This is a genomic window from Streptomyces bicolor, assembly GCF_000719285.1.
Classification (GTDB): domain Bacteria; phylum Actinomycetota; class Actinomycetes; order Streptomycetales; family Streptomycetaceae; genus Streptomyces; species Streptomyces bicolor.
The window spans coordinates 1-16,427 of record NZ_JOFS01000026.1; the positions used below are offsets into that span (position 1 = coordinate 1).

14 protein-coding genes are annotated in these 16,427 nt (G+C 72.3%); 7 read left to right on the forward strand and 7 right to left on the reverse strand.

What is annotated here, in order from left to right:
* The first annotated feature begins 255 nt into the window (after positions 1-255).
* Positions 256-1,482: a cytochrome P450 gene (locus IF78_RS0129345; protein WP_031485860.1), complete on the forward strand. Its 1,227-nt coding sequence runs from the start codon at positions 256-258 to the stop codon at positions 1,480-1,482.
* A gap of 10 nt (positions 1,483-1,492) precedes the next feature.
* On the opposite strand, the gene IF78_RS0129350 is transcribed toward IF78_RS0129345, so the two are convergent.
* On the reverse strand, positions 1,493-4,696 hold the full coding sequence (locus IF78_RS0129350) for an ATP-binding protein (protein ID WP_031485861.1): 3,204 nt from the start codon (positions 4,694-4,696) through the stop codon (positions 1,493-1,495).
* A gap of 110 nt (positions 4,697-4,806) precedes the next feature.
* On the opposite strand from IF78_RS0129350, the gene IF78_RS0129355 reads away from it, so the two are divergent.
* Together IF78_RS0129355 and IF78_RS0129360 are read left to right on the forward strand one after the other, a co-directional pair.
* Positions 4,807-5,166: a DUF779 domain-containing protein gene (locus IF78_RS0129355; protein WP_031485863.1), complete on the forward strand. Its 360-nt coding sequence runs from the start codon at positions 4,807-4,809 to the stop codon at positions 5,164-5,166.
* A gap of 76 nt (positions 5,167-5,242) precedes the next feature.
* Positions 5,243-6,484, forward strand: a complete 1,242-nt coding sequence (locus IF78_RS0129360; RefSeq protein WP_031485865.1) for a phosphodiester glycosidase family protein — start codon at positions 5,243-5,245, stop codon at positions 6,482-6,484.
* 3 nt (positions 6,485-6,487) lie between these two features.
* Here the strand turns inward: IF78_RS0129360 and IF78_RS0129365 are convergent, their stop codons facing one another.
* From IF78_RS0129365 to IF78_RS0129390, 6 genes are all read right to left on the reverse strand, one after another.
* A complete protein-coding gene (locus tag IF78_RS0129365) occupies positions 6,488-6,682 on the reverse strand; it encodes a hypothetical protein (RefSeq protein WP_031485866.1) in 195 nt (64 codons plus the stop codon).
* 126 nt (positions 6,683-6,808) lie between these two features.
* On the reverse strand, positions 6,809-7,669 hold the full coding sequence (locus IF78_RS0129370) for a phosphatidylinositol-specific phospholipase C/glycerophosphodiester phosphodiesterase family protein (protein WP_031485868.1): 861 nt from the start codon (positions 7,667-7,669) through the stop codon (positions 6,809-6,811).
* A 192-nt stretch (positions 7,670-7,861) separates the two neighbouring features.
* Positions 7,862-8,947: an acyl-CoA dehydrogenase family protein gene (locus IF78_RS0129375; protein WP_031485871.1), complete on the reverse strand. Its 1,086-nt coding sequence runs from the start codon at positions 8,945-8,947 to the stop codon at positions 7,862-7,864.
* On the reverse strand, positions 8,944-10,125 hold the full coding sequence (locus IF78_RS0129380; protein ID WP_031485873.1) for an acyl-CoA dehydrogenase family protein: 1,182 nt from the start codon (positions 10,123-10,125) through the stop codon (positions 8,944-8,946). Before IF78_RS0129380 ends, IF78_RS0129375 begins: the two co-directional genes overlap by 4 nt.
* The gene (locus IF78_RS0129385; protein WP_031485875.1) at positions 10,122-11,099 is read right to left on the reverse strand and encodes an NADPH:quinone oxidoreductase family protein; all 978 of its coding nucleotides are present in this window, start codon (positions 11,097-11,099) and stop codon (positions 10,122-10,124) included. Before IF78_RS0129385 ends, IF78_RS0129380 begins: the two co-directional genes overlap by 4 nt.
* 102 nt (positions 11,100-11,201) lie before the next feature.
* A complete protein-coding gene (locus tag IF78_RS0129390; RefSeq protein ID WP_031485877.1) occupies positions 11,202-11,774 on the reverse strand; it encodes a helix-turn-helix domain-containing protein in 573 nt (190 codons plus the stop codon).
* 77 nt (positions 11,775-11,851) lie between these two features.
* On the opposite strand from IF78_RS0129390, the gene IF78_RS0129395 reads away from it, so the two are divergent.
* From IF78_RS0129395 to IF78_RS0129410, 4 genes are all read left to right on the forward strand, one after another.
* The gene (locus IF78_RS0129395) at positions 11,852-12,793 is read left to right on the forward strand and encodes an NAD(P)/FAD-dependent oxidoreductase (RefSeq protein ID WP_031485879.1); all 942 of its coding nucleotides are present in this window, start codon (positions 11,852-11,854) and stop codon (positions 12,791-12,793) included.
* A 142-nt stretch (positions 12,794-12,935) separates the two neighbouring features.
* Positions 12,936-14,474 carry an ATP-dependent DNA ligase gene (locus IF78_RS0129400; protein WP_031485882.1) on the forward strand — a complete coding sequence of 513 codons (1,539 nt, stop codon included), beginning with the start codon at positions 12,936-12,938 and terminating at the stop codon, positions 14,472-14,474.
* Positions 14,471-14,947 (forward strand): NUDIX hydrolase, encoded by a 477-nt coding sequence (locus IF78_RS0129405; RefSeq protein WP_031485884.1) that lies wholly within the window; start codon positions 14,471-14,473, stop codon positions 14,945-14,947. Before IF78_RS0129400 ends, IF78_RS0129405 begins: the two co-directional genes overlap by 4 nt.
* Positions 14,948-15,023: 76 nt before the next feature.
* Complete coding sequence (locus IF78_RS0129410; RefSeq protein ID WP_031485886.1) at positions 15,024-16,418, forward strand: NADP-dependent succinic semialdehyde dehydrogenase; 1,395 nt, start codon at positions 15,024-15,026, stop codon at positions 16,416-16,418.
* The last annotated feature ends 9 nt before the right edge of the window (positions 16,419-16,427 follow it).

A 16,427-nucleotide genomic window follows, 5' to 3' on the forward strand; every position in this document is an offset into this window, starting at 1 on the left:
GCCTCACAGCCGAATCCACCCCGAGCTGGCGCGGCACCTAGAACCTCAACGAATTAGGGCATCCAGGGACTAAACAACGGAACGAAACGCCCTCTAAGCCCCCATGCGCCCTGGACCGGCCCCGCCACCTGCGGAACGGTCCAGGGCACGCCCATGCCCGTACGCCTGAAACCGCTCTGAAACCGCGCCAAAGCCGGCCCCTCGCAGGCTCTGAAGCACGAACTCCGACGCTTCAGAACCAGAAGGGCGTACGCCATGACCGCCACCCCCCTCCGCCTCACCCCCGAGCTCGTCGAGGACCCTGTCCGCGGCTACGCCGACCTGCGCTCCCGCCCCGGCCTCGGCCACGCGGTCCTGCCGGGCCTGAACACCCCCGTACGGCTCGTCACGCGCTACGAGGACGTGCGCGCCGCGCTGACCGAACCTCGCCTTATCCGGGACCGCACTCGCGTCCCCGGCGGCTCCGACATGCCGGACCCGCAGGCCGAGTTGCTGGCTCAGGGCGTCGAGGGATTCCCGGAGGAGTACCTGCAGTACCTGTCCGGGCATCTGGCCCTGTTCGACGGCGACGAGCACACCCGGCGCCGCAACCCGCTAACCCGCGCCTTCACCGCCCGCCGCGTGTCCGCCCTGCGGCCCTTCGTGGCGAAGTCCGCCCAGGAGCTGATCGCCGGCCTCGGCGCGCGTGAACAGGCCGATCTGCTGGGCGAGTTCGCCTATCCGCTGAGCACCGCCGTGATCTGTGAGCTGGCCGGGGTCGACGCCGCCGACCAGAAACGGGTCTGCGGGTGGATCCGGGACTTCGCGTACGGGGACGGCAGCCGGATCGCCGAGGGGCTGGCCGGCATCGTGGAGTACACCAAGGACCTGGTGGTCCGGCGTCGCGCCGAACCCGCCGAGGACCTGGTGTCCGCCCTGCTGGCGGACGGCGGGATGAGCGACGACGAGATCGTCACCGTGTTCTTCCTGCTCATCAACACCGGCATCACCCCGCCCGCCCTGTTCCTCGCTCATGGCGTGCTCGCCCTGCTGGACCACCCCGAGCAGGGCGAACTGCTGCGCGCACAGCCGGAGCTGCTGGCCCGCGCGGTGCCCGAACTCCTGCGGTTCGTCACGCTGGTGCGCATCGGCGCCACCCTGTACGCCACCGAGGACTTCGAGTTCGCCGGTACGCCGCTGCGGAAGGGAGAGGCCGTGACGGTCGCGCTGTTCGGCGCCGACCACGACCCGGCGGCGTACGAGGCGCCCGAACGGCTCGACATCGCTAGGGAGTTCGGGCGCGGCGACGGTCACCTCGCCTTCGGGCACGGTCCGCACTACTGCATCGGGGCGGCGCTGGGCCGGGTGGTGACGGGCGTGGTGTTCGAGGAGCTCTTCGTCCGGCGGACGGCTCCCGTGCTGGCCGTGGACCGGGCCGATGTCGCCTTCGGGCACTGGCCCGGCGACGGCTTCCACCTGCTGAGCCTGCCGGTGCGGCTCTGACCGGGACGGCTCAGTCGGCCCGCTTCCGCAGCAGCCCGAGCGCGGCCTCGCGCAGACCGTCCGGGTCCAGGGCGGCGTACTCGGACACCGCGTCCGCGTAGGCCGCCCGGTCGGCGTGCTCGGCGCTCTCGCGGGCGCGGGCGGAGGACATCGTCGGCTGGAAGTTGCGCAGGTACCGGAAGCGCTCGGCCAGCGCGATCAGCCGTACGCCATGGGCGGTGTCCCGTGCCAGGTCGGCCGTGCCGAGCGCGAGCAGCAGTGCGCCGTGGACGGGGAGGTCCACTGTCGCGCGGTGCGCTTCCGGGGGCCGGGTGAGCAGGGTCGTCAGGCGTTCGGGGAGCGCGGCGGCGAAGGGCGCGACGAGGTCGGTGCGGCCGTGCCGGGCATGGGCCGTCACGGCGACGGCCTGCAACTCCAACCGCCAGCCTTCCAGGAGGCGTTCGCCACTGAAGACGGGGCCCGCACCCCCGTTCAGCCGCTCGACGGCCCGGCGCCAGAGCCCGAGGCCCGTCTCGATGTCGCCTCGGGCGAGCGCGATCTCGGCCCGGGCGCCGAGGTCGGGGGCGAAGGCGTCGGGGGCCATGTCCTCGGGCTGGTTCCGCAGGGTGTGCTCCAGCCAGTGCTCGGCCGCGTCGAGGTTTCCGGTCTGCAGGTGGGCGAGCATCAACCCCCAGCCCAGTCCGAGCGAGTCGGTCCGCTCGCCGTATCTCGCCAGGGCTGCCAGCGCGTCCTCCATGGGGCCGATCGCCTCGGCGCCGCGCTCCTCCCGCAGGCACAGCTCGCCGAGCCGCGACTGCGGCCAGAACCGCAGCATGGGGACGTCCCGGTCACCGAAGGCGTCGAGCGTCCGGCGGGCGGCGTCGAGGGCCCGCTCAGGGGCGTGCGCGCTCTCCCACACATAGCTCGCCGCGCCGTTGGCGAAGCCCGCGAGCAGCGGCTCGTCGCTGTCGCACAGTGCTTCCAGTGTCTTGTGGTCGCCGGACGTGATGATCTCCGGCAGCGCGCACAGCACCGAGGACAGCGCCCGGACCAGGGTGTCGGGCCGGGCGGACGGCAGTCGCCGCAGGGCTGCCAGGGGGCGTACGGCGCCCGTGCCGAGGGCGAGCAGAAGGGTGCAGGTCAGCATGGCGAGGCCGGTGCGGGTGGGCTCGATGTACGCCGGACCGGGCCGGTAGTGCGAGAGTGGCCGGGCGGTGTCCTCGGCGAGGGCCATCAGCCGGGTGTGGTTGGCCTCGGTGGCCCACAGGGAGCCCAGTACGGCGGCCACCGCGGCGACGGTGTCGGCGTCGTCGCGGGCGAGTGCGAGCCGTAGCGCCTGGACCAGGTTGTCCTGCTCGGCTCGGATCAGCCGCCAGGACGGTATCGGCTCGGTGCCGAAAGGCGCGTCGTGATACGCGACCCCGAACTCCCGCGCCCAGTCCAGGAACCGGTCCGCGACCAGGCCCTCCTCCCCCGCCGTCTCGCGATGGGCGGCGGCGAACTCCCGTACGGTCTCCAGCATCCGGAAACGCGTACCGTGCGCGGTGTCGGTCACCTTCAGCAGCGACTGGTCGACGAGGTCCTCCAGGACATCCAGCACGTCGTGGCCGCCGACGAAGTGCTCCGCGGCCTCCGCGGTGAAGCCGCCGGGGAAGACCGACAGGGCGCGCAGGGCCGCCTGGCTCTGCGGTGCGAGGAGGTTCCAGCTCCAGTCGACGACGGCGTGCAGGGTGCGGTGCCGCTGCGGCGCGTCCCGCGGTCCGCCGCGCAGCAGGGCGAACCGGTCCTCCAGCCGACGGGACATCTCGGCCACCGACATCACCCGGACCCGGGCGGCGGCGAGCTCCGTGGCGAGCGGCAGCCCGTCGAGGCGGCGGCACAGGTCGGCCACGGCGTCGGCGGGCAGCTCGGCGTCGGGGCGGGCGGCGCGGGCACGCTGTTCGAACAGCTCGACGGTGGTGGCCGGGTCCAGCTCGGGCAGCGGGTGGACGGCCTCCGAGGACAGGCCGAGCGGGGCGCGGCTGGTGGTGAGGACGCTGACGTTCCGGGTCGTCGACACCAGCGCGTGGACGAGGTCGGCGACGCCGGCGACGACCTGCTCGCAGTTGTCCAGCACCAGCAACGCGGGCCCGGGGCCGAGCGCGCCGACGATGCCGGCGAGCGCCTCGGCCGGGACGCCGGCGGCGCGGGCCGGGCCGCCCCCGCTCTCTGCCTCGCTCGTCCGGGGCGACCCCCATGCCGACGCGCGCAGGCTCTCGCCGACGCCCAGCGCCGAGGCCACCTCACGCGCCACGTCGGCGTCCCGGCTGACCCCGGCGAGCGGCACCAGATGCACGATCCGGTGCTCGGCGTCGCGCGCCACCGCGCTCGCGAGGCGCGTCTTGCCGAGGCCGCCCGGCCCGACGATCGAGGTGACCCGCGAGCTGTGGATCAGCCGGGTCACCGCTTCGACGTCGGCCTCCCGCCCGAGCAGCGGGTTCGGCTCGTGTGGCACCCCGCGCCGCACAGCGGGCGTCTGGCCGCGCAGCAGTTCCTGGTGCAGTTCCTGCAGGGCGGGGCCCGGATCGGTGCCGAGTTCGTCGCGCAGTCGGCGCCGGTAGGTGTCGTACGCCGCCAGCGCGGCGGCCGCCCCGGCGGTGGCCGCCTGACAGCGCATCAGCTCCAGCAGCGGCTCCTCGTCGAGGGGATGGGCGTCCACCAGCTCACCGAGCGGCCCCAGTGCCTCCTCCCGCCGTCCGGAGCGCGCCAGGGAGAGTGCCCGCAGTCGATCCAATCCCCTTCGAGCTGCGGCGAGTTCGAGGCGCAGCGCTTCCAGCGGATCACCGAGTGAACCGCCCTCCGCCGGGCCGCCGTCCCACAGCGCGAGCCCCGCCTCTGCCTCGGCGACCGCGCCGTGGTGGTCCCCGGCCCGCGCCTTCTCCGCGCTCGCGGCGGCGTGCAGCTGCACGGCCCAGGCGTCCACCTGGTCCTCGCGCAGGGCGATGCGGTATCCGGCGGGCGTGCTCGCGATGGCCTCGCCGCCCAGCAGCGACCGGGCCCGCGACACCAGGATCTGCAGGGCCTTGGTCGGGTTCTCCGGCTGTTCGTCCGGCCACAGCCCGGCCACGAGCCGACCCGTGCCGCATCCGGCCCGCGGCTCCCCGGCCAGCAGCGCGAGCAGGGCGCGCAGGCGGGGCGCGGTGATCTCCTTGCCCCGGTGGGAGACGGACGTCAGAAGTGTCAACTCGATGGCCACCCGAGCAGGTTAGTCAGACGGGTGATCCGCGGGCGGCGCGCAGCGCCCGGAACGGTTGGCCTGAACGAGTGCAACCCTCTCGCAACGTTGCCCGTGCTGTCCTTGCCGCCATGTATGAGGAGACCCCGCGCGTCGAGCTCACTCCCGCGGCCGAGGATCTGCTGCGCCGCCTGCGGGCGACGCACGGCCCGCTGATGTTCCACCAGTCCGGCGGCTGCTGCGACGGCAGCGCGCCGATGTGCTACCCGGAGGGCGAGTTCCGTACGGGCGACTCGGATGTGCTGCTCGCGGAGCTGGTCGTCGAGGGGGTGGCGGAGCCGGTGACGTTCTGGATGTCGCGCGGCCAGTACGAGGTGTGGAGCCACACCCGGCTGATCGTCGACGTCGTCGAGGGCCGGGGCAGCGGCTTCTCGCTGGAGGCGCCCGAGGGGGTGCGTTTCCTCACCCGTTCGCGGGTCGTCGGCGCCTAGAAACCTCGCTGGTCATCGCGGTCTGGTGCACTTCCCCTGAGTCCTGCCACATTTGACGAGACATCAGGGGGGAAATGTGACACGGCATCAGAAACGGCTCGGAACGGCCAGAGCTGCGATCGCGCTGTGCACGGCACTCGGCGCGCTGGCCGGTGCGGCCCTGGTGGGGGCGGCACCGGCCGGTGCCGCGCAGCGGGGCATCCAGATCGCGCCGGGCGTCCGGTACGAGGAGATCGACATCGCGGCGCTGAAGGGCCCGGCACACGCCCACGTGCTCACCGTGGACCTGCGCAATCCGCGGGTACGCCTCGATCTGCTGCACCCCGGCGCGGTGGCGGCGCGTGCCACCGTCTCGCAGCAGGCGACCGCGCAGGGCGCCGTCGCGGGCGTGAACGGGGACTTCTTCAACATCAGCGAGACGCAGCACCCGGGCGTTGAGGCGACCGGCGCCAGTGTGGGACCGGCGATCGCGCGCGGTCGGGCACTCAAGGCGGCGGTGCCCAACGGCCAGCGTTTCGGGCCGGCGCTGCCACCCGGCACGAGCACCGAGGACGTGTTCGGCGTGGGCACCGACCGCCGGGCCCGGCTGGACGGCCTCAGACTCGACGGCTCGATCCGCACGCCCGAGGGCCGGCTGCCGCTGCGCGGGCTCAACCAGTACGCGCTGCCCGTGGGCTCCATCGGGGCGTTCACGTCCAAGTGGGGCAGCGCCTCCCGGGTGCGCGCGACCTGCGGCACGGACACGGACCGGGCTGCTCCGTGCAGTACCGATACCTTCGAAGTGACGGTGCGCCAGGGCCGGGTCGTGTCGACCGCCGACACTCCCGGCAAGGGGCCGATCGCCCCGGACACGACCGTCCTCGTGGGCCGGGAGGCGGGAGCGCAACAGCTTCGGAAGTTCTCGGCGGGCGAGCGGGTGAAGGTGAAGCACCGGCTGGTGGCGTCGGCGTCCCGGGTCCCGTACCGCTTCGCCCTCGGCGGCTACCCCGTGCTCGACCACGGACAGCCGCTGCCCGGCCTGGACGCCAGGACCTCGGCGGTGCGCACCGCGGTGGGCATCGCGGACCGCGGCCGGCGCGTGGTCCTGCTCGCGCTCGACGGCGCACCCGAGTACCGCACCGGTCTGACGGTCGCCGAAGTGGCCGCCTTCATGCGGGAGTTGGGCTCGGTGGACGCCTTCAGCCTGGACGGCGGCGGTTCGTCGACGCTGGTGGCCCGGGAGCCTGGGGCGGCGAAGGTGTCCGTACGGAACCATCCGACCGACGGCGGGCGGGAACGCCCCGTCCCCAACGGCATCGGAGTCTTCTCGAAGCGTTGACGGTCATGGTCTGAGGCTGCTGACGATGTCCGCCGTGGCGGTCAGACCACTGTGGATGGTGGGCGCCATGCTCGTGCTCGCCAGATAGAAGCCGAGCAGCAGGCACACGATGGCATGGGTGATCTTCAGCCCGCCGTTGCGGACGAAGATCACCGCCAGCACGAAGAGCAACAGCACCACAGAGATGGAAATGGCCATCGACAACCTCCTCCGCCACGCCGCCTCATCCCGGTTCACGGCGTTCGGCCGTAAGTGTGGCGTAGCGGAGGGTTCGTCCGGGCGGCTGGCCTGTCCTCCGAACGTGTGGTGTCCCGCCGGGCCGGGTCAGACCGCCTCGTTCGCGTCGAGGAAGGCCTCCAGACCCGCGAGGTCGTCGGTGTTGAGGAAGTCGACGTCGGCAGCGAGCAGTTCGCTCCACAGGGCGTCCCGGGCGGATCCGGCCACGTCCGGGGTGGCCCAGAAGCGCACCTTCTGCCCGCGGGAGTGCGCTGCCTGGACGATGCCGTGCAGCTTCTTGCGCTCGGCGTCCGGGAAGGCGCCCACGCCGAGCCAGGTGAAGTTGAGCGTCCAGTTGTCGCTGATCAGCGGGATGAAGGAGGCGGGCGCGGCGCTTCCGAGGTCGGCGAGACGGCCGTCGTAGAAGGCGCGGCGGACGCTCTGGGCCTCCATCGGCACGCGGGCGGCGCGGTCGCCGGAGATCACCGCGGTGACCGGGCCCGGGAACACCCGGCCGTGGGCGTAGGTCGTGAAGAGGTGCCTGTAGCGCCCCAGGTGCTTGTCCAGCTCCAGGTACGTCGAGGAGCCCTCGGTCTTGATGTCGATGAGCAGCTGGATCGACCCCCGGTAACCCCTGTATACCGAGCCGTGGTTGGCCCGGACGCGGGCGGCCAGCGGGTTCAGGTAGAGGGACTCCAGGGTGCGGCTGGGGTCGAGGTCCTCGGGGTCGTGGGCGACGAGGAGCTGGTCGCCGACCAGGAAGATGTCGGCTTCGAGGCTGCCGAAGCGGTGGTCGAGGGCGTCGAGGAGGGGACGCGGGTGCTCGTAGTCGTTGTGGGCGTGCGCTCGCCACAACGGACGCGGGCGGTGCTTCTGTTCACCCGCCAGCGCGGTGGCGGGCAGGCCGACCGCGCCCGCGAGGGCGGCGCCGAGGGTGGTGAGGGCTCCGCGACGAGTGGTGAGGGCCATGCTCTGCCTCCCTGACAGGGGCGATTCGGGGTGGGGAACCGCTGCGAGTATGCGATTCCGAAGCCCCAAACAGCAGAGCTGAGCGGCGAGTTGGCCGGACCGCCGTCCCCTGTTCACTTCATCGGTGCAGGGCACACGAAAAAGCCCGCCCCAGGTCGGGCGGGCTTTTCGCGCGGTTCGCTCAGGTGTACGTCAGGGAGCCCCGAGGTCAACGAGTTCGGCCAGTGCCTCACGGTGGGCGCCCGCGGTGCCGTAGGCGATCGAGTCGGCCTTGGCACGCTTCAGGTACAGATGTACCGGGTGCTCCCAGGTCATCCCGATACCGCCGTGCAGCTGCACGGCCTCCTCCGCGGTGTGTACGGCGACGGGCGCCGCGTAGGCCTGGGCGACGGCGACCGCGACGTCGACGTCCTCGCCGGTCGCCAGCGCGTCGGCGGCGTTCCGCGCGGCCGCGCGCAGGTTGACGACCTCCAGCCACAGCTGGGCGAGCCGGTGCTTGAGCGCCTGGAAGCCACCGACGGGGCGGTTGAACTGCTTGCGGTCCTTCAGATAGCGGACCGTCTCGGTCAACGTCCAGTCGGCGAGCCCGAGCTGCTCGGAGGCGAGCAGTCCGGCACCGGCCCGCAGGGCGCGTCGTACGGCGGGCTCGGCGTCGCCCAGCCGGCGACCGGTCGCACCGTCCAGGGTGACCGTGGCCACGGGCCGGGTCAGGTCCAGGGACGTCTGCGGGGTGACGGTCACGGCGTCGGCGTCCACCGCGTACAGCCCGCCGTCGTCCGCGGGAACGAGCAGCACATCGGCGACGGCCGCGTCGGCGATGCCGGTCAACTCCCCGTGCAGGGCGCCGTTTTCATGCCGTACGACCTTGTGGGCGCCGCCGGGGGCGACGTTCAGGGCGACGGCGAGCGCCCCGATCTTCCGCCCGGACGCCAGCTCCGCGAGCAGCCCCCCGTCGGTCTCGCAGCCGAGCAGCGCCTCGGTGGCCACGACAGCACTGGTCAGATACGGCAGCGGAGCGACCGCGCGCCCCACCTCCTCCAGAACGACGGCAGCTTCGCGGTGCGTGGCACCCTGGCCGCCCTGGTCCTCCGGGACGAGGAGACCGGCCAGGCCCATGCCGTCGGCGAGTGCTTTCCACGCCTCCAGGTCGTGCGGGTTGTCCGACTCGGTGCGCGCGATGACACCGGGCGCGTCGCAGTGATCGGCGAGCAGGTCCCGCACGGCGGCCCGCAGCGCCTCTTCCTCCTCCGAGTACAGCAGGTCGGGCTGTGTGCTCATCGGGACAGGTCCTTCCAGGCGACGTCCTTGTCGGTGCGCGGCTCGGACGGCAGGCCCAGGACGCGCTCGGCGACGATGTTCAGCAGGACCTCGCTGGTCCCGCCCTCGATGCTGTTGCCCTTGGAGCGGAGGTAGCGGTAGCCGGCGTCACGGCCGACGAAGTCCACCAGCTCGGGCCGGCGCATGGTCCAGTCGTCGTACAACAACCCTTCCTCGCCGCGGAGTTCGACCTCCAGGCCGCTGATCTCCTGGTTGAGGCGGGCGAAGGCGAGCTTCATGCCGGCGCCCTCGGGGCCGGGCTGGCCCGCGACGAGCTGCTGGCGCAGGCGTTCGGCGGTGAGGCGGGAGACCTCGGCGTCGACCCACAACTGGAGCAGCCGCTGGTGCAGATCGTGGGTGCGCAGCTCGGGACGCTCGCGCCAGGTCTTCGAGACCGGGCCGATCATGCCGCCCTCACGGGGCAGCCGCATGCCGCCGATGGCGACGCGCTCGTTGTTCAGCGTGGTCTGCGCGACCTTCCAGCCGTCGCCGATCTCACCGAGGCGCCGCGAGTCCGGGATACGGACGTCGGTCAGGAACACCTCGTTGAACTCGGCCTCGCCGGTGATCTGGCGCAGGGGCCGCACCTCGACGCCGGGGTCGGTCATGTCGCAGAGGAAGTAGGTGATGCCCGCGTGCTTGGGCAGGCCCGGGTCGGTGCGGGCGATGAGGATGGCCCAGCGGGCGATGTGGGCGCTGGACGTCCACACCTTCTGCCCGTTGACGACCCAGTCGTCGCCCTCCCGGACGGCCCTCGTGCCGAGCGCGGCCAGGTCGGATCCGGCGCCGGGCTCGCTGAAGAGCTGGCACCAGACCTCCTCACCGGTCCACAGGGGCCGCAGATACCGCTGCTTCTGCTCCTCGGTGCCGTACTTGAGGATCGTCGGCGCGGCCATGCCCAGGCCGATGCCGATGCGCCGCGGGTCGTTGTCCGGGGCTCCCGCGGCCTCCAGCTCGGCGTCCACGACGACCTGGAGCGAGCGGGGCGCCCCGAGTCCGCCGAGACCCTCGGGGTAGTGCACCCACGCGAGCCCCGCGTCGAAGCGGGCGCGCAGGAAGTCCAGGCGCTCGGTGGTGGCCGGCGGGTGGGCGGCCAGCAACTCCGCCGTACGGCGGCGCAGTTCGGCGGCGTCGATCATGCCGCTCCTCCTTCGGTGAGTCCCGGCAGCACGGCGACGCGCCCCGTGGTGACGCCGTCGGCGACCCGCTGCACGGCGGCCGCGGCCCCGCCCAGCGATACGCGCTCGCTCACCAGCGGCTTGATGGCGCCCCGGGCGGCCAGCTCGGTGAGCTGCTCGTGGCAGTGCTGGACCAGCTTCGGGTTCTTGGTGTTGTACAGGCCCCAGTGCAGGCCGAGGATCGAGTAGTTCTTCACCAGGGCGTGGTTGAGCGCCGGGCTGGGAATCGCGCCGCTGGCGAAGCCGACGACGACGATCCGGCCCTCGAAGGCGACGACCTTGGCGGACTGGGAGTACGCCTCGCCGCCGACGGGGTCGTAGATGACGTCGGCACCCCGGCCGCCGGTGGCCTCCTTCACGGCGCCGATGACGTCCTCGGCACGCCGGTCGATGACGACGTCACAGCCCAGCTCCCGGGCCACGGCGGCCTTCTCCGCCCCACCCACGACACCGATGACCCTCGCCCCGGCCGCCTTCCCGAGCTGCACGGCCGCGCTGCCGACCCCTCCGGCGGCAGCGTGGACGAGCAGGGTCTCCCCGGCCTCAAGACCGGCCCGGCGGTGCAGGCCGAACCAGCCGGTCTGGTAGCCGATGTGCAGGGCGGCGGCCTCGGCGTCGTCCAGCGCCTCGGGCGCGGGCAGGACGGCGGCGGCGTCCGCGACGGCGTATTCGGCGAAGCCGCCGTACGGCAGCGCGGGATTGGCGAGGACGCGGCGTCCGTCCTCGGTCTCGCCGCAGATCTCCACGCCCGGCGTGAACGGCAGCGGCGGCCTGACCTGGTACTGCCCCCGGCACAGCAGCGCGTCCGGGAAGTTGATGTTGGCTGCACGCACCTTCAGCAGGACCTGGCCGTCGCCGGGCGTGGGCGTCTCGACGTCCTCAAGGCGCATCACCTCGCTCGGCTCGCCGTTCTCGTGCACTTGCCATGCCTGCATGCGGGGCCTCCACGGGACTGCTTCGTCTGACCGGGGTCGGTTCGCATACTAAGCGGTCGCTTGCCGATCAGGGAACAGTTCGCCGCCGAACAGTAGCGGGCGTCACGAACGCCGGGGCTGCGCCCGTACGTGAATCCGCTCCCCCTGCGGCCCGAACAGACTCAGGAACTCCGCCGGCCCCTCCCCCGTCGACCCGAACCAGTGCGGAACCCGCGTGTCGAACTCGGCTGCCTCTCCCGCCGTGAGCACCACGTCGTGCTCGCCCAGCACGACCCGCAGCCGCCCGGACAGTACGTACAACCACTCGTAGCCCTCATGGGTACGGGGCTCGGGCTCTTCGTTGCGCTGCGGCACCAGCACCTTGAAGGCCTGGAGCCCCCCGGGCTGCCGGGTCAGCGGCCAGTAGGTACGCCCGTGTCGCTCGAGAGGCTTGGCCCTTACCCGCGGGTCCCCCACCGGCGGCGTCCCGACCAGCTCGTCCAGTGGCACCTGATGGGCCTGCGCGATCGGCAGCAGCAGTTCCAGGCTGGGCTTGCGCAGTCCGGCCTCCAGACGGGACAGGGTGCTGACGGAGATGCCGGTCGTCTCGGACAGCGCCGCGAGGGTCACCTCCCGGTCCTTGCGCAGCCTCCTGAGCCGTGGCCCCACTTCGGCGAGAACGTCGTCAGTAGTCATGCCCTTATTGCAGAATCGGCAAACGCGTTTGTCAATCCCGCGCCACCCGAGCGACCGTCGAGGTGGAGGTGGTCACCATGACCGAGAAGCACACCGAGCAGTACGAGGTCGTAGTCGTCGGAGGGGGCGCCGCGGGCCTGTCCGCCGCCCTCGTCCTGGGCCGCGCCCGCCGCCGCACCCTGGTCGTCGACGCCGGCGAACCACGCAACGCACCCGCGGCCCATATGCAGGGCTATCTGTCCCGGGACGGCATGCCGCCGGCCGGGTTCCTGGCGATCGGCCGGGAGGAGATCGCGCGGTACGGCGTCGACCTGGTCCAGGACCGGGCGGTGGACGTCGAACGCGGTGAGGACTTCGCGGTCGCGCTGGCGAGCGGGCGGCATGTGCACGCCCGACGGCTCGTCATCGCCACCGGCCTCAAGGACGAGCTGCCCGAGGTCCCCGGCGTCGCCGAGCGCTTCGGCAAGGACGTCCTGCACTGCCCGTACTGCCACGGCTGGGAGGTCCGTGACCAGGCCTTCGGCGTGCTGGCGACGACCCCCCTGAGCGTGCACCAGGCACTCATGGTGTCGCAGTGGTCGAAGGACGTGACCTTCTTCCTGCACGAGGTCGCCGAGCCGGACCTCTCGGACGACGACCTGCGCAGGCTGGCGGCGGCCGGGGTGAAGGTGGTGCCCGGGAAGGTGGCCGGGCTGGTGATCGAGAACGACCGGCTCACGGGCGTACGCCTGGCCGACGGGACGGCGCACGCACGCGAGGTGCTGTTCGTCGCGCCCCGGGCTGTACCGCAGACCGGGCTGCTGGAGAAGCTCGGCGCCGAGCTCCAGGAGACCCCCTTCGGCTCGTATCCGGTGGTGGACCCGACGGGACTGACCTCCGTGCCGGGCGTCTGGGCGGTGGGCAACGCGATTGGCTTCTCCGAACAGGTCATCAACGCGGCAGCGGGAGGGTACCGGGCGGGGGCCTTCATCAACGGGGAACTGCTGATGACGGACCTGGACGCGATGGCCCCCCGCTAAGCGACCTGGCGAAGCAGGCCGCGGTTCGGCAGCGTCCCAAACGGGCGCGGGGAACTGCGCGACCAGCCACCACGCGCCCGCAGACGAAAGAAGCCCTATTCGTCGGCGTGTAAATCAGCGAAGCGCGTCGCACCATGGCTGCATGCTGCTCACCCGCCTGGCCCGTGTGTCCCAGGAGGTCGCCGCGACCTCGGCGCGGTCCCGGAAGATCGCTCTGCTGGCGGAGCTGTTCCGGGACGCCGAGGCGGACGACGTGCCGATCGTCATCCCGTATCTGGCGGGACGGCTGCCACAGGGGCGGCTCGGCATCGGCTGGAAGGTGCTGAGCCGCCCGGTCGCCCCGGCCGCCGAGCCGACCCTGACCGTGCGCGAGGTGGACGCCCGGCTGACCGAGCTCGGCAAGGTGTCCGGCGCCGGCTCGCAGGCCGAACGGGCCCGTCTGGTCGGTGAGTTGATGGGTGCCGCCACTGAGGACGAGCAGCGGTTCCTGTTCGGGCTGATCACCGGCGAGGTCCGGCAGGGCGCGTTGGACGCGGTCGCGGTGGAGGGCCTGGCCGTGGCGACCGGGGCGCCGCCCGGCGATGTGCGGCGGGCGGTGATGCTCGCCGGTTCCCTGCAGAACGTCGCCCAGGCGCTGCTCGCGGACGGACCGGAGTCGCTGGCCCGCTTCCGGCTCACCGTCGGACGCCCGGTCCTGCCGATGCTGGCGCACACCGCGTCCTCGGTGGCGGAGGCGGTCGGCAAGCTGGGCGCCTGCGCGGTCGAGGAGAAGCTGGACGGCATCCGTGTCCAGGTCCACCGCGAGGGCGACACGGTACGGATCTACACCCGCACCCTCGACGACATCACCGACCGCCTGCCCGAACTGACCTCCGCAGCCCTGGAGTTGAGGGGCGAGCGCTTCATCCTGGACGGCGAGGTCATCGCCTTCGACGACGCGGGCCGCCCCCGCTCCTTCCAGGAGACCGCGGGCCGCGTCGGCTCCCGAACCGATGTGACGACGGCGGCCAAGGAGATCCCCGTCTCCCCTGTCTTCTTCGACGCCCTGTCCGTGGACGGCCACGACCTGCTCGACCTGCCGTTCGCCGAGCGGCACGCGGAGCTGGCCCGGCTGGTCCCCGAGCCGATGCGGGTACGCCGCGCGCTCGTGTCCGGCCCCGACGACCTCCCGCGCGCCGAGAGCTTCCTCGCCGAGACCCTCGAGCGCGGCCACGAGGGCGTGGTCGTCAAGGCTCTCGACGCCCCCTACAGCGCGGGCCGGCGCGGTGCCTCCTGGCTGAAGGTCAAGCCCGTCCACACCCTCGACCTGGTGGTACTGGCCGCCGAGTGGGGCCACGGCCGCAGGACCGGCAAGCTGTCCAACCTCCATCTGGGGGCGCGGACGGCGGACGGGGGTTTCGCCATGCTCGGCAAGACCTTCAAGGGCATGACCGACGCGATGCTGGCCTGGCAGACCGAGCGGCTCCAGCAGCTCGCCGTGGAGAGCGACGACTGGGTGGTCACCGTACGCCCCGAACTCGTCGTCGAGATCGCCTACGACGGCCTCCAGCGCTCCACCCGCTACCCGGCCGGCGTGACCCTCCGCTTCGCCCGCGTGGTCCGCTACCGCGAGGACAAACGGCCCGAGGAGGCAGACACGGTCGAGACCCTGCTCGCCGCACACCCGGAGGTGCGGCCATGACGACCTCTTCCGGCGCGAAGCGCAGCGCGGGCCTGCTCCTCTTCCGTCACACCGATGACGGCGTGGAGGTGTTGCTCGGCCACATGGGCGGCCCGTTCTTCGCCAGGCGGGACGCCGGGGCCTGGACGGTTCCGAAGGGCGAGTACGACCCCGAGGAGCCCGCCTGGGAGGCGGCCCGCCGCGAGTTCCAGGAGGAGCTGGGGCTGCCGCCGCCCGACGGGGAGGCCGTCTCGCTCGGCGAGGTCAGGCAGTCGGGCGGCAAGATCGTCACGGTCTGGGCGATCGAGTCCGACCTGGACCCGGCGACGGTGGTCCCCGGCACCTTCCGGATGGAGTGGCCGCCACGCTCGGGCCGGACCCAGGAGTTCCCGGAGCTGGACCGGGTGGAGTGGCTGGGCGTCGAGCGGGCGCGCGAGGTGATCGTCAAGGCCCAGGCCACGTTTCTCGACCGGCTGGCGGAGCACTCGGCCTGAGCAGCCGTGCACGCGTTGCGGTCCGCCCCGCCGCGCGCGAAGGTCGTAGCAACAGTGAGCTCCCAGGAGGTCGGTCATGCCCATCGCAACGGTGAACCCGGCGAACGGCGAGACGCTCAAGACGTACGAGGCCATGGACGCCGAGGAGATCGAGCGCAGGCTCCAGCTCGCCGAGGCCACGTTCCGCACGTACCGGCTGACCAGCTTCGTCGACCGTGGCCGCCTGCTGCTCCAGGCCGCGACCCTCCTGGAAGAGGACCAGCAGGACATCGCCCGTGTCATGACCACCGAGATGGGCAAGCCCATCAAGCAGGCCCGCGCGGAGGTCGCCAAGTGCGCCAAGGCGATGCGCTGGTACGCCGACCACGCCGAGGAACTGCTCGCCGACGAGGAGCCGGCCGAGTCCGACGTGAAGGACTCGGCCGCGTCACGCGTGCGGGTGCGCTATCGCCCGCTGGGGCCGATCCTCGCGGTGATGCCGTGGAACTTCCCCCTCTGGCAGGTGGTCCGCTTCGCGGCGCCCGCGCTGATGGCGGGCAACGTCGGCCTGCTGAAGCACGCCTCGAACGTTCCCCAGACCGCCCTCTACATCGAGGACCTGTTCCACCGCGCGGGCTACACGGAGGGCTGCTTCCAGACCCTGCTCATCGGCTCCGGACAGGTCGACGACATCCTGCGCGACGAGCGCGTCAAGGCGGCGACCCTCACCGGCAGCGAGCCCGCAGGCCGGGCGGTCGCCTCCACCGCCGGGGAGATGGTCAAGAAGACGGTCCTGGAGCTGGGCGGCAGCGACCCGTACGTCGTCATGCCGTCGGCCGACCTCGACCGGGCCGCGCAGGTCGCGGTGACCGCGCGGGTGCAGAACACCGGGCAGTCGTGCATCGCCGCCAAGCGGTTCATCGTGCACACGGACGTCTACGACGCCTTCGCCGAGCGGTTCGTCGAGGGCATGAAGGCGCTGGTGGTGGGCGACCCGATGCAGGAGGAGACGGAGGTCGGCCCGCTGTCGAGCGAGCAGGGGCGGGACGATCTGGAGGAACTCGTCGACGACGCCCGGCGCAGTGGAGCAGAGGTGCTGTGCGGCGGCCACCGGCTCCGCCGGCCCGAACTGCCCGGCTGGTACTACCCGCCGACCGTCCTCGCCGGCATCACCCGTGAGATGCGGATCCACCGGGAGGAGGCGTTCGGTCCGGTCGCCACGCTGTACCGGGCGGCCGACCTGGACGAGGCGGTGCTCATCGCCAACGACTCGCCCTTCGGACTGAGTTCGAACGTATGGACGCGGGACGAGGCCGAGGTCGACCGATTTGTACGGGATCTGGAGGCCGGGAGCGTGTTCGTGAACGGGATGACGGCGTCCCATCCGGCGTTCCCGTTCGGCGGCGTGAAGCGGTCCGGGTACGGGCGTGAGCTGTCCGGGCACGGAATCCGCGAGTTCTGCAACATCACCACCGTTTGGCACGGTGCGTGACACCTGCGC